General features: G+C 45.0%; 16 protein-coding genes. 10 read left to right on the top strand and 6 right to left on the bottom strand.

Going from position 1 to position 18,367, the window contains the following annotated elements:
* The first annotated feature begins 33 nt into the window (after positions 1-33).
* The 5 genes from ACWYU8_RS08480 to ACWYU8_RS08460 all read left to right on the top strand — a co-directional run bounded on the left by ACWYU8_RS08480 (position 34) and on the right by ACWYU8_RS08460 (position 5,880).
* The gene (locus ACWYU8_RS08480) at positions 34-279 is read left to right on the top strand and encodes a DUF3297 family protein (protein ID WP_444493886.1); all 246 of its coding nucleotides are present in this window, start codon (positions 34-36) and stop codon (positions 277-279) included.
* 219 nt (positions 280-498) lie between these two features.
* Positions 499-1,218 (top strand): ABC transporter ATP-binding protein, encoded by a 720-nt coding sequence (locus tag ACWYU8_RS08475; protein WP_457518869.1) that lies wholly within the window; start codon positions 499-501, stop codon positions 1,216-1,218.
* A complete protein-coding gene (locus ACWYU8_RS08470; RefSeq protein ID WP_457518867.1) occupies positions 1,205-3,706 on the top strand; it encodes an FtsX-like permease family protein in 2,502 nt (833 codons plus the stop codon). Before ACWYU8_RS08475 ends, ACWYU8_RS08470 begins: the two co-directional genes overlap by 14 nt.
* Positions 3,706-4,815 carry a lipocalin-like domain-containing protein gene (locus ACWYU8_RS08465; RefSeq protein ID WP_457518865.1) on the top strand — a complete coding sequence of 370 codons (1,110 nt, stop codon included), beginning with the start codon at positions 3,706-3,708 and terminating at the stop codon, positions 4,813-4,815. Before ACWYU8_RS08470 ends, ACWYU8_RS08465 begins: the two co-directional genes overlap by 1 nt.
* Before the next feature lie 165 nt (positions 4,816-4,980).
* Positions 4,981-5,880 (top strand): AraC family transcriptional regulator, encoded by a 900-nt coding sequence (locus ACWYU8_RS08460; protein WP_457518863.1) that lies wholly within the window; start codon positions 4,981-4,983, stop codon positions 5,878-5,880.
* A gap of 56 nt (positions 5,881-5,936) precedes the next feature.
* Here ACWYU8_RS08460 and ACWYU8_RS08455 read toward each other — a convergent pair whose 3' ends face one another.
* Positions 5,937-6,359: an organic hydroperoxide resistance protein gene (locus ACWYU8_RS08455; RefSeq protein WP_457518861.1), complete on the bottom strand. Its 423-nt coding sequence runs from the start codon at positions 6,357-6,359 to the stop codon at positions 5,937-5,939.
* A gap of 136 nt (positions 6,360-6,495) precedes the next feature.
* Here ACWYU8_RS08455 and ACWYU8_RS08450 point away from each other — a divergent pair, with 136 nt between their 5' ends.
* The 4 genes from ACWYU8_RS08450 (at position 6,496) to ACWYU8_RS08435 (ending at position 11,409) form a co-directional block, all read left to right on the top strand.
* A complete protein-coding gene (locus ACWYU8_RS08450; RefSeq protein ID WP_457518859.1) occupies positions 6,496-6,954 on the top strand; it encodes a MarR family winged helix-turn-helix transcriptional regulator in 459 nt (152 codons plus the stop codon).
* Between the two features lie 280 nt (positions 6,955-7,234).
* Positions 7,235-7,792: an alkyl hydroperoxide reductase subunit C gene (gene ahpC, locus ACWYU8_RS08445; RefSeq protein ID WP_457518857.1), complete on the top strand. Its 558-nt coding sequence runs from the start codon at positions 7,235-7,237 to the stop codon at positions 7,790-7,792.
* 166 nt (positions 7,793-7,958) lie between these two features.
* Complete coding sequence (gene ahpF / locus ACWYU8_RS08440) at positions 7,959-9,527, top strand: alkyl hydroperoxide reductase subunit F (RefSeq protein ID WP_457518855.1); 1,569 nt, start codon at positions 7,959-7,961, stop codon at positions 9,525-9,527.
* 310 nt (positions 9,528-9,837) lie between these two features.
* Positions 9,838-11,409, top strand: coding sequence for an arylsulfatase (locus tag ACWYU8_RS08435; protein ID WP_457518854.1), 1,572 nt, complete (start codon positions 9,838-9,840; stop codon positions 11,407-11,409).
* A 159-nt stretch (positions 11,410-11,568) separates the two neighbouring features.
* Here the strand turns inward: ACWYU8_RS08435 and ACWYU8_RS08430 are convergent, their stop codons facing one another.
* On the bottom strand, positions 11,569-12,570 hold the full coding sequence (locus ACWYU8_RS08430; protein WP_457518852.1) for an arginine deiminase-related protein: 1,002 nt from the start codon (positions 12,568-12,570) through the stop codon (positions 11,569-11,571).
* Between the two features lie 961 nt (positions 12,571-13,531).
* Between ACWYU8_RS08430 and ACWYU8_RS08425 the strand changes: the two genes are divergently transcribed.
* Entirely contained in the window at positions 13,532-14,239 is a 708-nt protein-coding gene (locus ACWYU8_RS08425; RefSeq protein ID WP_457518850.1) for a DUF445 domain-containing protein, read from the top strand.
* A 70-nt stretch (positions 14,240-14,309) separates the two neighbouring features.
* Here the strand turns inward: ACWYU8_RS08425 and ACWYU8_RS08420 are convergent, their stop codons facing one another.
* From ACWYU8_RS08420 to ACWYU8_RS08405, 4 genes are all read right to left on the bottom strand, one after another.
* Positions 14,310-14,786 carry an Lrp/AsnC family transcriptional regulator gene (locus tag ACWYU8_RS08420; RefSeq protein ID WP_457518848.1) on the bottom strand — a complete coding sequence of 159 codons (477 nt, stop codon included), beginning with the start codon at positions 14,784-14,786 and terminating at the stop codon, positions 14,310-14,312.
* A 432-nt stretch (positions 14,787-15,218) separates the two neighbouring features.
* Positions 15,219-15,467, bottom strand: a complete 249-nt coding sequence (locus ACWYU8_RS08415) for a hypothetical protein (protein ID WP_457518846.1) — start codon at positions 15,465-15,467, stop codon at positions 15,219-15,221.
* A 553-nt stretch (positions 15,468-16,020) separates the two neighbouring features.
* The gene (putP, locus tag ACWYU8_RS08410) at positions 16,021-17,514 is read right to left on the bottom strand and encodes a sodium/proline symporter PutP (RefSeq protein ID WP_457518844.1); all 1,494 of its coding nucleotides are present in this window, start codon (positions 17,512-17,514) and stop codon (positions 16,021-16,023) included.
* A 135-nt stretch (positions 17,515-17,649) separates the two neighbouring features.
* Entirely contained in the window at positions 17,650-18,357 is a 708-nt protein-coding gene (locus tag ACWYU8_RS08405) for a 1-pyrroline-5-carboxylate dehydrogenase (RefSeq protein ID WP_457518842.1), read from the bottom strand.
* Positions 18,358-18,367 lie beyond the last annotated feature (10 nt).

Raw genomic sequence — 18,367 nt, 5'->3', positions numbered from 1 at the left:
GACGCACTTTCTTTACGGAATCCAGGTCATAAAATGAACGACATTACTAAACCAGCTCTACCAGATCGCCTTGCGGGTAACCCACGTAGCCCATTCTTTGTGAAAGAGTGCTTTGAGCACCAAATCGGTATCCGTTTTAACGGCAAAGAGCGTACTGACGTTGAAGAATACTGCGTGAGCGAAGGTTGGGTAAAAATCGCGTCTCCAAAAGCAAAAGACCGTTTCGGTAACCCAATGCTGATCAAACTGAAAGGCGAAGTTGAAGCGTACTACGTGTAAGCTTTAAGTCTGAATCCAATCTTACAAGCTCGAGTATCACTCGGGCTTTTTTAATGCCTGCTATCTCCCCAAGACACTCAACCATCCCCTTCTCTTTTGAGTACAAGTAGTCAGGAAGTCGACGTTAATCGCTATCTTCTTCAGTTTGTTGTCTAAAATCTTATAGATACAAAACCGCCAAAAGAAACGACACAAGTTGTTGGATTACAGGGAGAGGAAATGGAAAGCCCACTTGTCACACTTAAAAGTGCCAGCAAAAACTTTGTGGATGGCAAAGAGACACACCGCGTGCTGGAAGACGTCAACTTCACCCTGACAATAGGTGCAAGCGTGGCATTAACGGGAGCAAGTGGTAGTGGAAAAAGTACCCTGCTGAATTTGATTGCAGGCTTTGAGCCTCTCTCTCGCGGTGAATTATGGTTGGATGGAGAAAACACCGCCACGTGGAAAGACCCTCAATGGAGCCGCTTTCGATATCAAAAGCTTGGCGTTATCTTCCAGCAATTCAACCTGTTAACCCCACTCAACGTTAAACAAAACATTGCCTTTCCATTGCACTTGAACCAAGAGAAATGGAACGAATGGTGTGACTATCTGGTGGAAACGTTAGGCATCAGTCCCCTGCTTGATAGACATATCTCTGCCCTTTCTGGCGGTCAGCAGCAGCGTGTCGCGATAGCCCGAGCCTTAGCCCACAAACCAAAGCTTTTGCTCGCCGATGAACCTACCGGAAACCTCGACCAAAAAGCAGGATTAGAGGTAATGAAGCTACTGAGTGAAATCACCACTCAGGGTAAAGCCGCGGTGATATTGGTGACTCACAGCGCTGAATGTGCTGACTTTATGCAGACTCAGTTACGTTTAACGAATGGCCACCTGCAACATAACCACGTTGATCGTGAACCGGAAAACCAAGAGCCTCACTATGAAACAAACTAGGTTCGCGCACATCAAACTCGCCCTTCACCTGTTTGCGGCTCATTATCGGCAAGCGCCACTGCAGGCGGCTGCGATTCTGATCGGTATTGTGCTGGCCGTGACGTTATTTGTCGCAGTGCAAGCCATCAATCTCAATGCCAAGCGTAGCTATGCAGAATCCACCGAGCAACTTAGCGCTCAAGCGCAAAACCTGATTATTCCACCAGCAGGACAGCGCTATTTACCCGAATCCCTCTACTTCTCACTAAGGCAAAATGGATTGAGTGCCTCGCTGCCAGTGATTGAAGGTAAAGTCAGAGATGAACAAGGGCGTCGGTGGTCAATACAGGGCAGTGACCTCATTGCGGCACTCTCCTCAAGATCTCGTTACGCCAGCGATGCTAATAGCCAGCAAGATGTTTCTCTGTTTAATAGCTCACTACCTCTGCCTGAACTCCTGGCTGGCGAGCCGATTGTAGTAATGAGTCAGTCACAACACCAAAATCTGGGTGCAGTGAACTTCTTGATTCTGGATGACATAAAAACCAAGGTGGTTGTGTTGCCCGATGAACGGCAACTAGGCAGTCGAATGTTGATGGATATTGGTTTCGCTCAACAGTTACTCAACAAACAAGGGCAACTGAGCTATGTCGCGGTTTTCAGCACCGATGGCGATACAGAGAGTAGTGACCTTAAGAAATGGCAAAGTCTAGTCGGAGAACAAGGACAATGGATTGCCAACAGAAACAGTACCGATCTGGGTTCACTGACGGAAAGCTTCCACCTCAATCTCACGGCAATGAGCTTATTGGCGTTTTTGGTCGGTCTGTTTATCGCCTACAACGGCGTGAAATACAGCTTACTCAAACGTAATCGTCTTTTGGTACAAATTCAGCAAGCAGGCATTGCGCCGGCCATTGTATTCTCTGCTCTGTTAGTGGAGTTGACGATTCTGGTCACACTCGGGGCTTCACTTGGTTTCGTTTTAGGGATGCAATTGAGCCATTGGCTACATCCAACCGTCGCCCTGACGCTTGAGCAACTTTATGGTGCAACCCTGCTGCCTGGTACATGGCAGTGGCAATGGTGGGCACAAGCACTCTTGCTGACTTTAGTAGCCACTTTGTTCGCGTGCTGGCAGCACTTTAAACAGCGAGTTCATCAGCCGCTCTCTTCTCATGGTGGATTTTATCAAGCGCCGGAAACGTCCAACGAAAATCAGCTCTTCATCATTGGCGCTCTGCTCACTGTGTTAGCGCTAGCGGGTTTATGGATGAGCGAGAGTCACCGCTTCACCATGGCATGGCTCGGTGTGTTGGTGATATCCATTCCTTTATATCTGCCGAAAACACTCAGTGTATTAGCTCATTGGAGTGAACAACGTGCCACATCCGGTTTACTCCAATATTTGTTTGCCGAACTGCTCGAACTGATATCTCCACTATCGCTCGCTATGATGGCGTTACTGCTCGCGGTGACCGCCAATATCGGCATGAATACCTTGGTTGGCAGCTTTGAATCCACCTTGAAGCATTGGCTTGACCAAAGGCTACACGCGGATATCTATGTCAGCCCATCACAAAGTGAGATCGCGAGCGTCGAGCGCGCTCTGGAGCAGTTCAACAACGTTGAGAAGGTTTATAAGCAGTATTATGTCGACGATAACCTGCAAGGTTTGCCAATTTTGCTTGGTACCAAAGATAAAGACACCTTGGAGCAAACCATGGTCTTCAAGTCTCGTGTTCCTGAGTTCTGGCCGCGCTTTTATCAAGGGGAATTGGTTGCGATCAGTGAACCAACAGCGGTGAAGCTTGGTTTATCCCTAGGCAGTCAGTTGAAACTCGACGCGCTGCAAGACAAGACTCTGACCGTCGGAGCCATTTTCTTTGACTACGGCGCACCCAACGGTGAAGTTCTACTCGCTCCTAAATTGTGGCGAGAGAGTGGCTTTACTGACTTACCGATTAGTCTGGGCATCAAAGTCTCTGGCGACAAAAAAGCGATGTACGAACACCTGCAACAGCAACTCAATCTGCATCCAAGTCAGCTCTACGATCAGGCGCACATCAAATCCATTGCCTTGGATATCTTCTCGCAAACTTTTGCTATCACACGCGCGCTCAATGGCGTGACCTTAATGGTGGCCGTGATTGGTTTGTTCAGTGCCTGCTTTATGTTGCTCGATGCACGTAAAGCCGCCATAGCAAAGTTGTACGCGCTTGGTGTGAGTCGTCGAAAGTTGATGGCGATGGTGATTGGGCAAATTGCCGCCTTGGTCTGCTTCACGCTGGTTATCGCTTTACCACTTGGTGCGATGGTCGGATATTTACTGACTGATGTTGTCACTTTGCGTGCTTTTGGATGGAGCTTACATTACCTTTGGAGCTGGAGTGACGCTCTAAGCATCGCCCTCGTCACCATTTTGGTTGCCGTGATTGCTACTTTAATTCCACTGTGGCGCTTGGTGAGCAAGCCAGTGGTGTCCAGCTTGCAGAGTGAGGTGTTGTGATGAATCGCATCGTGAAAAATATCGCGCTAGTACTTGGTTGCTTATCTCTTATCGGCTGTGAAGAATCCAAACAGGAAAACATAAGTGCATTATTGAGAGGAAGTGAACCACCAGCCGAAACCAAGCCGTTCACACCGGTGGTCAAAGGCGTTGAGATCACCTTCCCTGCTGATCATCAAGCGCATCGCGATTTTCGTCATGAATGGTGGTACTTAACCGCAAACCTAATCGATGAGCAAGGTCAGCCGCTTGGCCTACAATGGACACAATTTCGTTTCGCTGCTGCTCCACAGAAAAATAAACAAGAAATAAAGAAAACCACATGGCAAAGCCAACAAATTTACATGGCCCACAGCGCCGTCACCACCAAAGATAAACACTACGCCGATGAAAAATGGTCACGGGATCAAACCGATATTGCCGGAGTGGACTCCTCACCATTTCGTGTTTATCTCGATGATTGGCAATGGTTGTCTTCGACCGATGACTTGTTTCCTGCCACACTCAATACCCACTCTAGACAATTTGGTTACTCACTAAAACTCACCAGCAATGCGCCCTATCAAAAGCAAGGAGAGCAAGGCTACAGTACCAAAAGTGCCGATGGTCTGGCCGCATCGTATTACTACAGTCAGCCCTTTATTGATGTGGAGGGAGAAGTCACCATTGATGGCAAAACTCATCAAGTATCGGGTAAAGGTTGGATCGACAGAGAGTGGAGTTCACAGTACCTACTCGAATCGCAGCAGGGTTGGGATTGGTTTGCGCTAAGGCTAACTGATGAAACGAGTTTGGTCGTGTTCCAACTTCGCGATTCAAAAACCGGACAAGCCAGTTACTCACATGCGCAACTGATGCATAAAGATGGTTCCGGTACCGCTATCCAACAGAACGAAATCAGCTTAAAACCAAGCAAGAAAACTCAAATTCAAGGGCATAATTATCCGACCGAGTGGCAGCTTTCGATTCCAAGCCAACAAGTTAATCTCACTGTATCTGCACTCAATGTAAACGCAAAAATGCCGCTATCTGTCGCGTATTGGGAAGGACCTGTTACTATCGATGGTTCTCATTCGGGAACAGGTTATATGGAGCTGACTGGGTATTGAGCACTTTATTGTGTGCTTCGCTTACCAGTGTGAGGCTTAACCTATTGTTGAACAACAATATCTTTATTGAAAACAACCGACCGCGACGCATTTATCCAATAACAGCCTTGAAAGCTTGCCTTGTTACGATACGCTTTGAGCAAATCAAACAAGGATGAACCAATAATGCGCGTCGATTATCATAAACGACTCGTTCCTGTGATTCGCTATCTGGAACAGCACTTTAACGAACCTCTCAATCTGCTCGAAGTGGCGGCGTTAGCGAACCTATCTCCCTATCACTTTCATCGTACCTTTAAAGCCGTACAGGGCGAGACCTTAGCCGATTTCATTCGACGTTTAAGACTAGAAGCCGCAGCGGATGACCTGTTCAAATCCAAACAACCGGTGCTCAATATTGCTTTAGAGTACAGTTTTTCTAGCTCACAAAGCTTAGCCAAAGCCTTCAAACAACATTACGGCGTGACGCCAACGGCCTTTCGCGATTGCGAAAACTACCAACAGTTTGCTGAATTAGCGCGAAAGAGCAAGATTGGACACACGTTGCGCAAGAATGGAAACGAAGAAAATCCCAGCGATTCATATACTGGCTCTGAACTCACAACATGGAACATTATTATGGAAACGCAACACTTTGAATCCACCAAACTGGCGTACATTCGCGTGAATGGCCCTTACGGCGAAGGCTATGAAGAGCCAGCAGGTCGCCTGTATCAATGGGCTGGCATGAAAGGTCTTGCAGGCAATACCTGCATCTTTATTTACCACGATAACCCAGAAATCACACCCAACGAGAAATGTCGAACGGACATCTGTTTGATGGTGCCTGAAAGCACCGAAGTCCCAAGTGGCATTGAGCTGCAAGACTTTCCTGGTGGTCAATACGCAGTCATGCGTCAACACATCACGGAAAACAACCAATACTCAAAAGCGTGGGATGATTTGATGAGTAAAGTGATTGAGTCTGGCATTGAAAATGATGATCGTCCTTGCTTCGAACTTTACCATAGCTTTGACCCACAAACTCACCATGCAGATGTTAGTTTCTGCACTGCCATCAAATAGCCGAAAAGCCTGCGATTATGCAGGCTTTTTTATCTGATTTAAGCATTCCAACTCAATTAAATTGCTTCACCATTCACCGTTACTGCCACATCGATATTACCGCGTACCGCATTTGAGTATGGGCAAACCTGATGCGAAGTACGAGTCAGCTCAAGCGCTTGTTCTTGAGGTAAATCCAACTCAACCGCCAGACTCACTGTCAAAGCAAAACCGCCGTTGCCATTCTGACCAATACCGACTTCTGCCGTTACTGGCGCCTGTTTGAGGTTCACTTTAGCTTCACGCGCAACGTGTAAAATCGCGTTAGAAAAACACGCCGAGTATCCCGCAGCAAACAGTTGCTCAGGATTTGTTGCTGCACCAGTGCCACCCATTTCTTTCGGATATTCTAAGTCGAGAGACAATAGACCATCATTGGTTTTCACTTGACCATTACGACCAGCAAGAGCCGTTGCTTGAGTTTTGTATAACGTCACCATACGAATATCCCCTTCCAATTTAAGTTGTGTGCAATTTAATTGCTTGCAATCTTATATCGAAACAAAGATAACTTGCAACTATATTGTGCACAATTTATTTTGATACCAACACAAAGTGATCAGATAGGCCAACCCCATGAATCAGTGCTACACAGAAAATCCGTTGAACAACGATGAGAAAATTTTGCTGGAGAATCAAGTTTGCTTCCCGCTCTACAGCGCTGCGAATGCCGTGATTCGTGCCTATCGCCCACTGTTAGATGAGTTGGAACTCACCTACTCTCAATATCTGGTGATGATGGTTCTGTGGGAACAAGACGGCGCTAGTGTAAAAGAGTTAGGGTCGCGCCTTCATTTAGATTCAGGCACCCTGACACCATTGTTAAAGCGACTTGAAGCAAAAAAATTCGTCACCAGAGGCAGAAGTGAAACAGATGAGCGCGTGCGGGTCTTGAACCTAACCGAGGAAGGAAAACAGTTAAAAACACGCGCTAAATCGGTTCCCAACGCCATATCCTGCAAAATAACATTGGAACTGGATGAACTGATTACATTAAAGAACTTGTGCAACAAACTATTGGCTACATTGGGATAACCTTGTTAGTTAATATCCTGATAAATCAATATAAACCTGCATATGCAGGTTTTTTTATGCATCAGATTTAGACACCGCACCAGCACAGATGCGCAAAAAGTAAAACCCAATGAGTCATTGCAACAACAGAGGCGTAATAGGTTTTTTCTATTTAGAAAAATAGGAATCGGCTATCAATAAGATAGCCAAAAGCGATTTTCTTAAATCTGACTGAGGTGCGAATATACTTTCCGACAGCAAGATTTGCTAATCCAAAAATAACCGAAAGGAAAGTAAAGTAATGATCAATACTAAAATCAAACCATTTACAGCTACAGCGTTTAAAGAAGGCGAATTCGTACAAGTAACAGAGCAGGATGTTCTAGGTAAGTGGGCGGTATTCTTCTTCTACCCAGCTGACTTTACATTCGTTTGTCCGACCGAGCTAGGTGACTTAGCAGACCACTACGTAGAGCTACAAAGCCGTGGCGTTGAAGTGTACTCAGTTTCAACTGACACTCACTTCACTCACAAAGCATGGCACGACAGCTCTGAGACTATCGGCAAAATCAACTACTACATGCTTGGCGACCAGACTGGCAACATCACAAACAACTTCGGCGTAATGCGTGAAGGTCAGGGTCTTGCAGACCGTGCGACTTTCCTAATCGACCCAGAAGGTGTTATCCAGGCAATGGAAATCACTGCTGAAGGCATCGGCCGTGACGCAGAAGACCTACTACGCAAAGTGAAAGCGGCTCAATACGTAGCTTCACACCCAGGCGAAGTTTGCCCAGCTAAATGGAAAGAAGGCGAAGAAACTCTAGCTCCTTCTCTAGACCTAGTAGGCAAAATCTAATTCTAGGCTAGCCAACTCCGGTTCAGTCTACGAACCGAAACCTAATTAAAGATTTAAGAGAGCAATCCGGGTTAGATACCTTGACGACCTTCTTCCTGGTTTGCTCTCTCCTCTTGTTTTTATCCAGAGTAACCACTCTTCTGTTTATTAAAAGGTAATAACGACTATGTTAGACCAAGCGATCCAACAACAACTCAAACAATATCTGGCTAATGTAAAAGAAGACGTACGTCTAGTGGTTAGCCTAGATGAAAGCAAAGCAGCGAACGATATTCTGTCCCTGGCCAATCAAATCGCAGAGATGAGCGACTTTATTTCTGTTGTTCGTGATGACGCGGCCAGCGAACGTAAACCAGTCATGACGGTAACTAACCCAACGAAAGGCACAGCACTTAGCTTTGCAGGCCTGCCTATGGGTCATGAATTTACATCACTAGTGCTTGCGCTTCTCCATTCTGGTGGTCATCCGATCAAGCTAGAAACAGAAGTGATTGAACAAATCGCAGCGCTAGACAAAGAACTGAATGTAGAAATTTTTATTTCTCTGTCTTGCCAGAACTGTCCGGACGTTGTTCAGGCGTTTAACATGATGGCTGCGATTAACCCGAAAGTGAAAGCAACCATGATCGACGGTGCCTTGTTCCAGAACGAAGTCAAACAGCGCGATATCATGGCCGTACCAAGCGTATTCGTTAACGGTGAGCTGTTTGGTCAAGGCCGTATGTCTCTTACAGAAATCCTGAACAAAGTCGACGACAGCGCGAGCGAGAAAGCAGCAAAAGCGCTGGATGAAAAAGAACCGTACGACGTTCTTGTTGTAGGTGGTGGCCCTGGTGGTAGTGCAGCGGCACTCTACGCAGCACGTAAAGGCATCCGTACTGGTGTTGTTGCTAAGCGCTTTGGTGGTCAGGTTATGGATACCATGGCGATCGAAAACTTTGTCTCGGTGAAACACACTGAAGGCCCTAAGATGGCAGCGGCTCTTGGTGAACACTTGAAAGAGTACGAAGTAGATATTGTGACTGAACAACAAGCTAAAAAGCTGATGGGCGCAGCACACACTGAAGATGGTCTCATCCACATTCAGTTAGAAAGCGGCGCAACTCTTAAGAGTCAGAGTGTTATTCTGAGCCCAGGTGCTCGCTGGCGCGAAATGAATGTTCCTGGTGAACAAGAATACCGCAATAAAGGGGTAGCATACTGCCCACACTGTGATGGCCCGCTATTCAAAGGCAAAAAGACAGCGGTTATCGGTGGTGGTAACTCAGGTATTGAAGCCGCGATCGACCTTGCTGGTATCGTAGAACACGTGACAGTCCTTGAATTTGCTGATGTTTTACGTGCTGATCAGGTACTGATCAATAAAGCAAACTCACTACCAAACGTCGACATCATTATGATGGCACAAACGACTGAAGTTGTGGGTGATGGCACACGCGTAACTGGCCTGAAATACAAAGACCGCAACACAGATGAAATCAAACAGCTAGAACTGTCAGGCATCTTCGTCCAAATCGGCTTAGTTCCTAACACCGAGTGGCTGAAAGATTCCGATGTGAAATTGTCTCCACGTGGCGAGATCGAAATCGGTAGCCACGGTGAAACCAGCCTGGAAGGTGTGTTTGCAGCGGGTGACGCAACGACCGTACCTTACAAACAGATCATTATCGCGATGGGTGAAGGTGCAAAAGCAAGCTTAGGCGCGTTCGACTACCTGATTCGTAAACAAAGTTAATCTCCAGCACTTCTGGAATAAAAAGAAAAGAAGCCCAAAGACTTTGCCAGCAGACCTCTATCTGCTGGCTTTTTTAATGCTTAAAGAAATAGTAAGTACTTACATCATAAAATAATCAGATTCTTTAAAATATCTAAAATCGTAATATATCTTCACGTTCCCTCTGTCTTAAAAACACGACTCATTGAAAATATTTGCGAGCCTAACGTGCCTCGCCTGCAAAAATTCCAAAAAAATATTCAAATTCAAACCGAATAAAATCCTTGCACTATACTGACTTAGACAGTCAGTAGCATATGGAAATTAATGTATGAAAATCAAAACAATCGCAGCAATGATAGGTGCAGCATTACCAGTGACTGCTCTAGCCGCAGACAAGCCAAACATTGTGGTCATTTTTGGCGATGATATTGGATGGCAAAACGTCAGTGCGTACGGCATGGGTACGATGGGATACAAAACACCGAACATCGACAGTATCGCCAACGAAGGCATCATGTTTACCGATCACTACGCCCAACCAAGTTCTACCGCGGGCCGAGCGGCATTTATTACCGGTCAATACCCTATTCGTTCGGGGATGACTACCGTGCAGTTTCCCGGTGGTGAATTAGGACTCAAAAAAGAGTCCCCTTCTTTAGCCGAAGTTTTAAAACAAGCGGGTTACGCGACAGGACAGTTTGGTAAAAACCACCTGGGAGACCACAATTTTGCACTACCAACCGTTCATGGTTTTGATGAATTTTTCGGTAACTTGTACCACTTGAACACGCAAGAAGAACACGAACAAAGGGACTACCAAAATTTTGCTAAAGAATACTCCGGCTCGGTTGAAGAGTATGCGAAAAAATTTGGAACTCGTGGCGTCCTTCATTGCTATGCAACTGAGAAAGAAGACAAAACCGTTGAACCTAGATTCGGAGAGATCGGCAAACAAAAATGCACCGATACTGGCCCTCTGGGTAATGAACGAATGAAGAATTTTGACCGTGAGGAAATGCTCCCAGCGGCGATCAAGTTTATCGACCAATCCGTTAAAGACGACAAGCCATTCTTTACTTGGATCAATACCAGTCGCATGCACTTGTATACACGTTTAGATGACAAGTGGCGCTACGCCGCCGAGAAATACACCAGTGAATTTGACTACTATGGCAGCGGCATGCTGCAACACGATGCCGACATTGGATATTTATTGGCAGAACTAGATAAAAGGGGCTTAACCGAGAACACGATTATTATCTATTCAACAGATAACGGCCCAGAGCACTCATCGTGGCCACACGGCGGTACAACACCATTCCGTGCTGAAAAGATGACCACCTATGAAGGTGGGGTAAGAGTACCGACGATGGTTAAATGGCCTGCCGCGATTCCTGCGGGGCAAGTTTTGAACGGTATTCAAGGACACCAGGATCTGTTTACTACGTTAGCCTCGGCCGCTGGGGTCAAGGATGTTAACGAAAAAATGATCAAAGAGAAGAAACAGTACATCGACGGTGTTGATAACTTAGCGTATTGGAAAGGAGAATCTGATCACTCTGCTCGTAAATCCATTTTTTATTACTTCGAAGGTCAGCTGTCAGCTGTGCGTGTCGGGCCTTGGAAGTTCCACTTCGCCGTTGCAGAACATTACTACGACAACCTAGTCACACTTAACAAACCTAAAGTGTACAACTTACGCGCCGATCCATTTGAAAGCTATGATTCGATAGATTCAAACGGCCACTTAGCTCAGAAAATTTCATGGCTGCTTGCGCCGGTAAGTGAAATGGTTCAAGAACATGTGAAGAGCCTGGTGGAGTATCCCCCAACGCAAGGAAGCACGACATTTGACATGACGAAAACGATCGAAGATGCGATGAGTTCAACGCAACAATAAGTGATATCTTGGAAATCATTGAAAAGGGTGAACAGAATGCTGTTCGCCCTTTTTTTGCAAGGTGGTACGGCTGTAAAACAATTTACGCCAGATAGAAACGGTTTCGCCGACCATAAAAGGTTGGCGAAATCGATTCATCGACAAAAGGTTAGTGAGTACTTACAGAGCTGTTTTACGGCTTGGTAAGAAGACTTCACCCAGCATACAGCGAACAGAACCACCACCGATAGATTCAATAGTTGAAACATCAAATGGCAGCAATTTACCATGTGTCGCCAGTTGATTTCTTTGTGCTGGAGAAAATGCCTCGTACGCCGATTGAGACATAGCAATCACCTTATCGCCGTTCACAGTTTCCAGTTGAAGGATGTTGCCACAGAACTGGTTCATCTGGTCAATCGAAATTGAGATCACTTGTTTGTCTTTCGCTAATGATTTCAATACAAAACGGCGCTCAAACTCAGGGATCACTTCATCACAGATAACACAAAATTGCTCACCTACCGCCATCATCACGTTTGTATGATAAATAGGCGATCCAGACGGTAGACGTGTTTGGAATGAGATCACGCGATCGTAGCCAATACGATTTGCATAATCTTCCAGAACTAAACGGTCACAGCGCTGGGAAAGTGCCGCATAAACCGCCTTGTTGAAGTGGTCGAAAATCATCACACCAGTACTTTCTAAAAACGCATGATCATTCACGTATTCAGTCAAACTGCTTTGCTTATGTACTTCTCGGCCAGCTCGCGTAAGTGCTGCAATTAAAGCTTCCGGACGTACTTCTTTTCGACGGTTTTCGCATGCCATCGGGAATGTGTACAAGGTTCCGTCACACGTCGTACTAAACCAGTTATTCGGGAATACAGCATCAGGCGTCGCGACATCAGACAGCGGATAATCAAATTCCACGACCTGAACACCTTCCTGACGCAACGTTGCAGCCATTGCAGCAAATTCAGCCATTGTTTTTTGTGAGACTTGTTCTTGGCTAAGTGACACCTGGTTCTGAAACTCATTGTCTTTTGCTGTTTCTTCGTTAAATCGAAATTCTTTAGGTGGCACCATCACTACGCAGTTTGCGGTATGGCGCAGAGCACTAAATGCGCTTTCTTCGTTCCCATTAGCAAATTGGGGTACTGACTCGTGTAATAGCATCCGATACGTCCTTATCACTAGAATGAGGAGATTGTAAATACATTGTTAAGCAAGGTTTTACTGTTTTTACGATTATTTCATTGGCACAAAAGTAATTTTCACTGTCAAAATCAAAAAATGCAGGAAAATTATTTTCCACCTCACAGACTAAAAATTTTGTGTTAAGCGGGTTACAAATCGGAAAAAACAGTGTCAATAACCTAAATTATAGCTAATAACACGAAGTTAGCTTAGAGATATACACGATTCAGCATTGAACTGAATTTAAACTCAAGAAACATCAAATATAGAAAGAACAATAAAAAACCTGAAAACTTGAATAAAAATTCAGGAAATCAGAGGGAAAATTAGGATTTTTTCAACTAAAAGTATGAACTCTCAATTTCACCTATTTATGTTAAGAAAGACTCTCAAGAAGCCGTAAGTCAGCTTTTATTTTCACTCTGCTGAGAGAGCTAAAAACCGTACAAAGGCAACTGACTGTATTTGTCCCTTCACTTTTTGATAAACAACTATACTCAATGGATGGCTGGTTCAACCCAAACCACGACAAATGGTAGCGGGCACTTAAACTTATAAGAAGGTAATTAGCTTATGTGTAAATGTGGTTCAATGCAGATAGTACAAGTAAAACCGAGTTGGGCTGACAAGCTATTTGGATACACAGCAAAATGGAAATGCCAACTCTGTAGTAAGATCTACCGCATATAAAAAATAAAATTTACTCTTAGTTTTCCTAAGAAAAAGCAGTGTTACCCGACAATGACTGTCGGGTTTTCTTTTGCCATCTCTTCACCAGCCTCACACTCATTGCAGCTCAACCTTACTTGGATATATAGGATTTAGAGCGTTGCTGCGTCTGTGAACCAAGACATTCTCGCTGAACCTAGAATCTCGAGGTGATTTAGGTATAAAATCAGGCCCACGTCGTTCCTCCTAAATTCATACATATTTGATCACTATGAACAAAAGTTTGTTAACTAATGTCCTCGCAATAATTTTGATGGGTGCTGGCCATCAACTTCAAAACCACTATCTTTGGTATGCTGGTTTGTTCGCATTTTCTGGTGCTATTACCAACTGGCTCGCTATTCACATGCTGTTTGAAAAAGTACCCGGGTTATATGGATCTGGCGTCATCCCTGCACGATTTGAAGAATTCAAACTTGCGATCAAAAACCTGATGATGGAGCAGTTCTTTACTGCAGCCAATATTGATCGCTTTTTGAATAAAGAGATGGCAGGTGGCGCAAGCATTAATCTTCAGCCTGTGATTGATAAAGTCGATTTCAACCCTGCATTTGACTCGTTGGTTGAAGTCATCGAGGGCTCTCAGTTTGGTGGCATGCTGGCTATGTTTGGTGGCGCAGAGGCACTTCAGCCAATGAAACAACCTTTCGTTGAGAAAATGCAGCAATCTTTAGTAGAGCTCAGCCAAAGTGACTCTGTGAAGGAAGCATTGAAAGAACAATTTGAATCCCCAGCTATGATGGATGAGATCAAACAAAACATCGAAGGCATTATCGACCAGCGTCTCAGTGAGCTGACACCTGTGCTCGTTAAGGAAATGGTGCAAAGGATGATCAAAGAACACTTAGGCTGGCTTGTTGTTTGGGGCGGCGTCTTTGGCGGTTTGATAGGAATACTGACCACACTAATCAGTGGCTAATAGCCCAATATGCTGGGCAACACAGAAAAGGAGCGACATCGCTCCTTTTTAACATTATATTCGCGCAAGCTTACCCAAGCAGTTCTGGGTTCACTCCAAACCCGGTTTTATGTTCTTCAATCACCACTTCACTGCGCGTCTGAATCACTCCAGGCAACGTCCCAAGCTTACTTGACATGAATTCCTGATAAGCTTTCATGCTTTTGACTCGAACCTTGATCATGGTATCGAAGTCCCCAGAAAGCGAATAGCACTCTTCGATTTCTGGCATTAGCTCAACCGCCCTGGCAAATTTCTCAAAAATCGAGAAGCTGGTTTGATCGAGACGGATGTGAATGAATACCTGTACGTCCAGTCCTAGCTTTTCAGCATTAAGTTCGGCATGGTAACCGTTGATATAACCTTCCTTCTCTAACCTTTTGACCCGATCAGAACAAGGAGAGGTGGTTAAATTTATCAGCTTTGCTAGCTCAACAACTGGAATTCGGCCTCGTGAGTGAAGCACTCTCAAAATATGTAAGTCAATCCTGTCCAATTGATAACTCATCAATGACACCCTAATCACAACTTATGGAGCTTCACATTAATCGCTAGCGCTTCATTTGCAAACTGACTATTGAATAACGTGTGAAATCGGCTTTATTTTAATTTTGGCTGGGTACAAAAAGCAGACACTGCACGGCGTCTCCCTACGACAGAGACGAATAGACTCAGATCGCGTCGACACTGCCATATGTGTGGAGGTAAAGAAATGCGCCTAATAAGAATTGAGATTTTGTAGAAGACACAAATTCGACTCGAAAGTGGTACAGAGAAACCATTACTGAGGGAGAAGTAATGTTGAACCTACCTCTGACGCACAAAACTTTTTAGGCTTGTGAATAGCATCCATGTATTTCACAAAGACATGAGATCAGAGCTCGCTAAGATACCCCTTTTTCATGTTCTGAAACAAACCCAGTGTAAACACTAACGTACGTTATACGATTGCCGATGTTTGTCTTGTTGGATGTGAAACCACTTCACCAATAGCGCGATGGTTACAGCGTCGGCAATAGTACTGAGGTTCCATTTCATAATAGTGCTCTCCCGATACAAATTTTGCCATCAACTGTGTAAAGCTCAGCACTTTCCCTGTGAACGTCTCACCCGGTTGTGAATCACAACGTCTCATAATGACCTTGTGTTGAGTCGACTTTCTACAAGCTGAACAATATATTTCCGGCATCTAATTCTCTCCCATCATTTTCTGTGGCTACTGATAATTGACATATTTTGTTCAAAATAATTCCACATTAAAAAACACACTTTCCAGTTTTGTGTACCATCTTCAAAAAATAGTCTCAACGTATCAAAAAACTGAGACATTGGTCAGATATCAACTTTTGTTCCACTTTTTTAAATATCAGTGCCTATTGATGTCAGAATACGGAAAATTACACATAACTTATTGTTACCCAGCACTATTTTAACTAGCTATTTACAAATTAACTGTCACCGCAATGTTAGTTTTTTGCTGATTTAATTGAATGATTCACACGGTTGGCAAGGTTTTTATACGGACTTTCACTTTTTATTCAATGATATAGCACTTTCCTGGTTACAATTTTTGTCCATATGAAAACCAAAGCAAAGTATGACATTGAGTAAAATTGAGGATGACATCGATGGGGAATAAGAATTGTCAGGCGGCGTCATAAAGCGGTTTCAGGCGCGAGAAGCAGATAAAAATAAAGCCCACTATCAAAGCGGGCTCTATTGGTTCAATCTGCGGAAATCGATTAGTCTAAATCAATTAATTTCTGCTTGTATGATTTGTGTTGCTCAAGTACGTCGTGCGCAGCTCCGCCAGTCAGTTTGCTAACCAAAACAATCGCAATGGTAGATAAGATGATTCCCGGTACAATTTCGTACACATCGAACCAACCGCCAGACAGCTGTTTCCATACTACGATGGTGACACCACCGGTCAGAATGCCCGCTAGCGCACCGTGACGGTTCATACCACTCCAGTACAGGCTAAGTACAACAGCAGGGCCAAATGCAGCACCAAAGCCTGCCCAAGCGTAAGAAACAAGACCTAATACTGAACTGTCTGGTGTCATTGCCAGGAATAGTGCCAGCAAGGAAATCACGATCACACCGACGCGGCCAACCATTACGATTTCTTCTGAAGAAGCACTTGGTTTAAACACTTGCTTGTAGAAATCTTCCGCTAATGCCGAAGAAGAAACAAGAAGTTGAGAATCCGCTGTACTCATTACGGCTGCAAGAATCGCCGCAAGCAGAATACCTGCGATAACTGGGTGGAACACAGTGTTCACGAGTAGCATGAAGATTTTCTCACCATCTTCAAGTTGCGTACCCGGATGACCAGTTACCCACACGAGCCCAACAAGACCCACAAGCAATGCACCTGCCATAGACAGAGCAGTCCAGCCTACAGCAATACGACGTGCCGTTGAAAGATCTCTATTTGAACGTGTTGCTTTGAAACGAGCCAGGATGTGAGGCTGACCAAAGTAGCCCAGACCCCAAGCGGCGAGAGAGATAATAGCAATGGCCGATAGCGGTTCGCCTTTCACGTCATTCCACAGCGTAAGCAGTTCAGGGTTAATATTGTACATATCTGACGAAAGTTGGCTGAAACCACCTTCCATTACCGCGACTGGCACAATCATCAATGCCGCTGCCATCAGCAATCCTTGCACTAAGTCAGTCCAGGATACCGCTAGGAAACCACCAAACAATGTGTAAGAAACCACGCATAATGTGCCAATAATTACCGCGTACGTGTAATCAAGGCCAAATACGGTTTCAAACAGCTTACCACCGGCGACTAAACCAGAACTGGTGTAGAAAAGGAAGAATAGAAGAATGAAAAACGCAGAGATAGTCTGAATCAGTTTTGAAGTATCATTGAATCGGCGTGACAAAAACTCTGGCAACGTTAGCGCATCCGTTTGGATGCTGTATGTACGCAGACGTTTTGCACTGATCAGCCAGTTTGCCCATGTACCGATAAGCAGACCACCAGCCAGCCAAAGTGCTTCAATACCTGCAGCATACGCGTAACCAGGCAGACCTAATAGCAGCCAGCCACTCATATCTGACGCACCTGCTGAAAGTGCCGCAGGCCATGGGCCCAAACTACGACCACCCAGGAAGTAATCAGATGAGTTAGAAGTCCTCTTATACGCATAAATGCCAATGGCAACCATGATGATTAAATACGCCACAAATGTGGACGTGATAGCAAAGCTATTTTCTATCATTTGATAGTCCTCGTTATAATAATTTCCTTCCTTGTATCCTTTGACATTTTACTGTCTCAGCAATGCGTCAAAGTAAAAGAGACCAATCTGGTCAGCTTTCCGGCTGATGATCCAGATTGGTTTCGCAAGTCAGGTTTAGTGAGCCTCGTTCCCCAACTCAAGTAGAGTCGCGTTACCACCCACCGCGGTAATATTTATCGTTCGAGTACGCTCAGTAATAAAGCGCAACGACAGATGAGGATCGTGAGCCAGTTTAGCTGACTCTAAATCCGTTTCAGAAACTAAGCCAACGATGGCACCATCGCGCTTAGCCAGTTGAAGATTGAGCGCGTGCTCAACCTGAGAATGCCCAACATAACCCACACTACGTACATCACTCTCAAGTAATGCGGCTGACGCATCGTACGCAACGACCTGGACTAGATTAGATGGGAAGTTTGCTGACGACACAGCTTGCGTAACCAATTGGTTTAGCTCTGTATTGTCACTGCAAATTACAACGCTGTTTCCTGCAATCAGGGCACAGGTGATCATCGCAAAAGCACTGTATAAAGCGTTTGCAGTGTTAGCGGTGTTGTTTTCACAAATCACCAAAGCCACACCACGACCAGCGGTATACAATTCGTTAGTTTCGCCCGTAGGTCCGACTAACAGATGAGACTCTGCAAGAAGAGCCGATGCTTGTTGCAAGTGAAAAGAAACCACTTTTGCAACAACCGAATTTTTCACTTCCAGTGCAGATTTAAATGCCAGCGCGTGCTCACATTTGTAATCAAAATCAGTCAGATTCCACTGTTCCCACGCAGAAAATGCATCTTTAAAATATGTGATCTGATGAACCATAATGCGACTC

Source organism: Vibrio limimangrovi (genome assembly GCF_054064025.1).
The sequence above is the reverse complement of the archived record's forward strand: the minus strand, read 5'-3'. Positions and strand labels throughout refer to the sequence as shown.

Excerpts from the sequence above, each read along its gene's own strand:
- ACWYU8_RS08475 (WP_457518869.1), top strand. The coding sequence starts at position 499 with ATGGAAAGCCCACTTGTCACACTTAAAAGTGCCAGCAAAAACTTTGTG.
- ACWYU8_RS08450 (WP_457518859.1), top strand. The coding sequence starts at position 6,496 with ATGAATCAGTGCTACACAGAAAATCCGTTGAACAACGATGAGAAAATT.
- ACWYU8_RS08470 (WP_457518867.1), top strand. The coding sequence starts at position 1,205 with ATGAAACAAACTAGGTTCGCGCACATCAAACTCGCCCTTCACCTGTTT.
- ACWYU8_RS08405 (WP_457518842.1), bottom strand. The coding sequence starts at position 18,357 with ATGGTTCATCAGATCACATATTTTAAAGATGCATTTTCTGCGTGGGAA.
- ACWYU8_RS08425 (WP_457518850.1), top strand. The coding sequence starts at position 13,532 with ATGAACAAAAGTTTGTTAACTAATGTCCTCGCAATAATTTTGATGGGT.
- ACWYU8_RS08455 (WP_457518861.1), bottom strand. The coding sequence starts at position 6,359 with ATGGTGACGTTATACAAAACTCAAGCAACGGCTCTTGCTGGTCGTAAT.
- ACWYU8_RS08420 (WP_457518848.1), bottom strand. The coding sequence starts at position 14,786 with ATGAGTTATCAATTGGACAGGATTGACTTACATATTTTGAGAGTGCTT.
- ACWYU8_RS08435 (WP_457518854.1), top strand. The coding sequence starts at position 9,838 with ATGAAAATCAAAACAATCGCAGCAATGATAGGTGCAGCATTACCAGTG.
- ACWYU8_RS08465 (WP_457518865.1), top strand. The coding sequence starts at position 3,706 with ATGAATCGCATCGTGAAAAATATCGCGCTAGTACTTGGTTGCTTATCT.
- ACWYU8_RS08460 (WP_457518863.1), top strand. The coding sequence starts at position 4,981 with ATGCGCGTCGATTATCATAAACGACTCGTTCCTGTGATTCGCTATCTG.
- ACWYU8_RS08415 (WP_457518846.1), bottom strand. The coding sequence starts at position 15,467 with ATGCCGGAAATATATTGTTCAGCTTGTAGAAAGTCGACTCAACACAAG.
- ACWYU8_RS08430 (WP_457518852.1), bottom strand. The coding sequence starts at position 12,570 with ATGCTATTACACGAGTCAGTACCCCAATTTGCTAATGGGAACGAAGAA.
- ahpC (WP_457518857.1), top strand. The coding sequence starts at position 7,235 with ATGATCAATACTAAAATCAAACCATTTACAGCTACAGCGTTTAAAGAA.
- ahpF (WP_457518855.1), top strand. The coding sequence starts at position 7,959 with ATGTTAGACCAAGCGATCCAACAACAACTCAAACAATATCTGGCTAAT.
- ACWYU8_RS08480 (WP_444493886.1), top strand. The coding sequence starts at position 34 with ATGAACGACATTACTAAACCAGCTCTACCAGATCGCCTTGCGGGTAAC.
- putP (WP_457518844.1), bottom strand. The coding sequence starts at position 17,514 with ATGATAGAAAATAGCTTTGCTATCACGTCCACATTTGTGGCGTATTTA.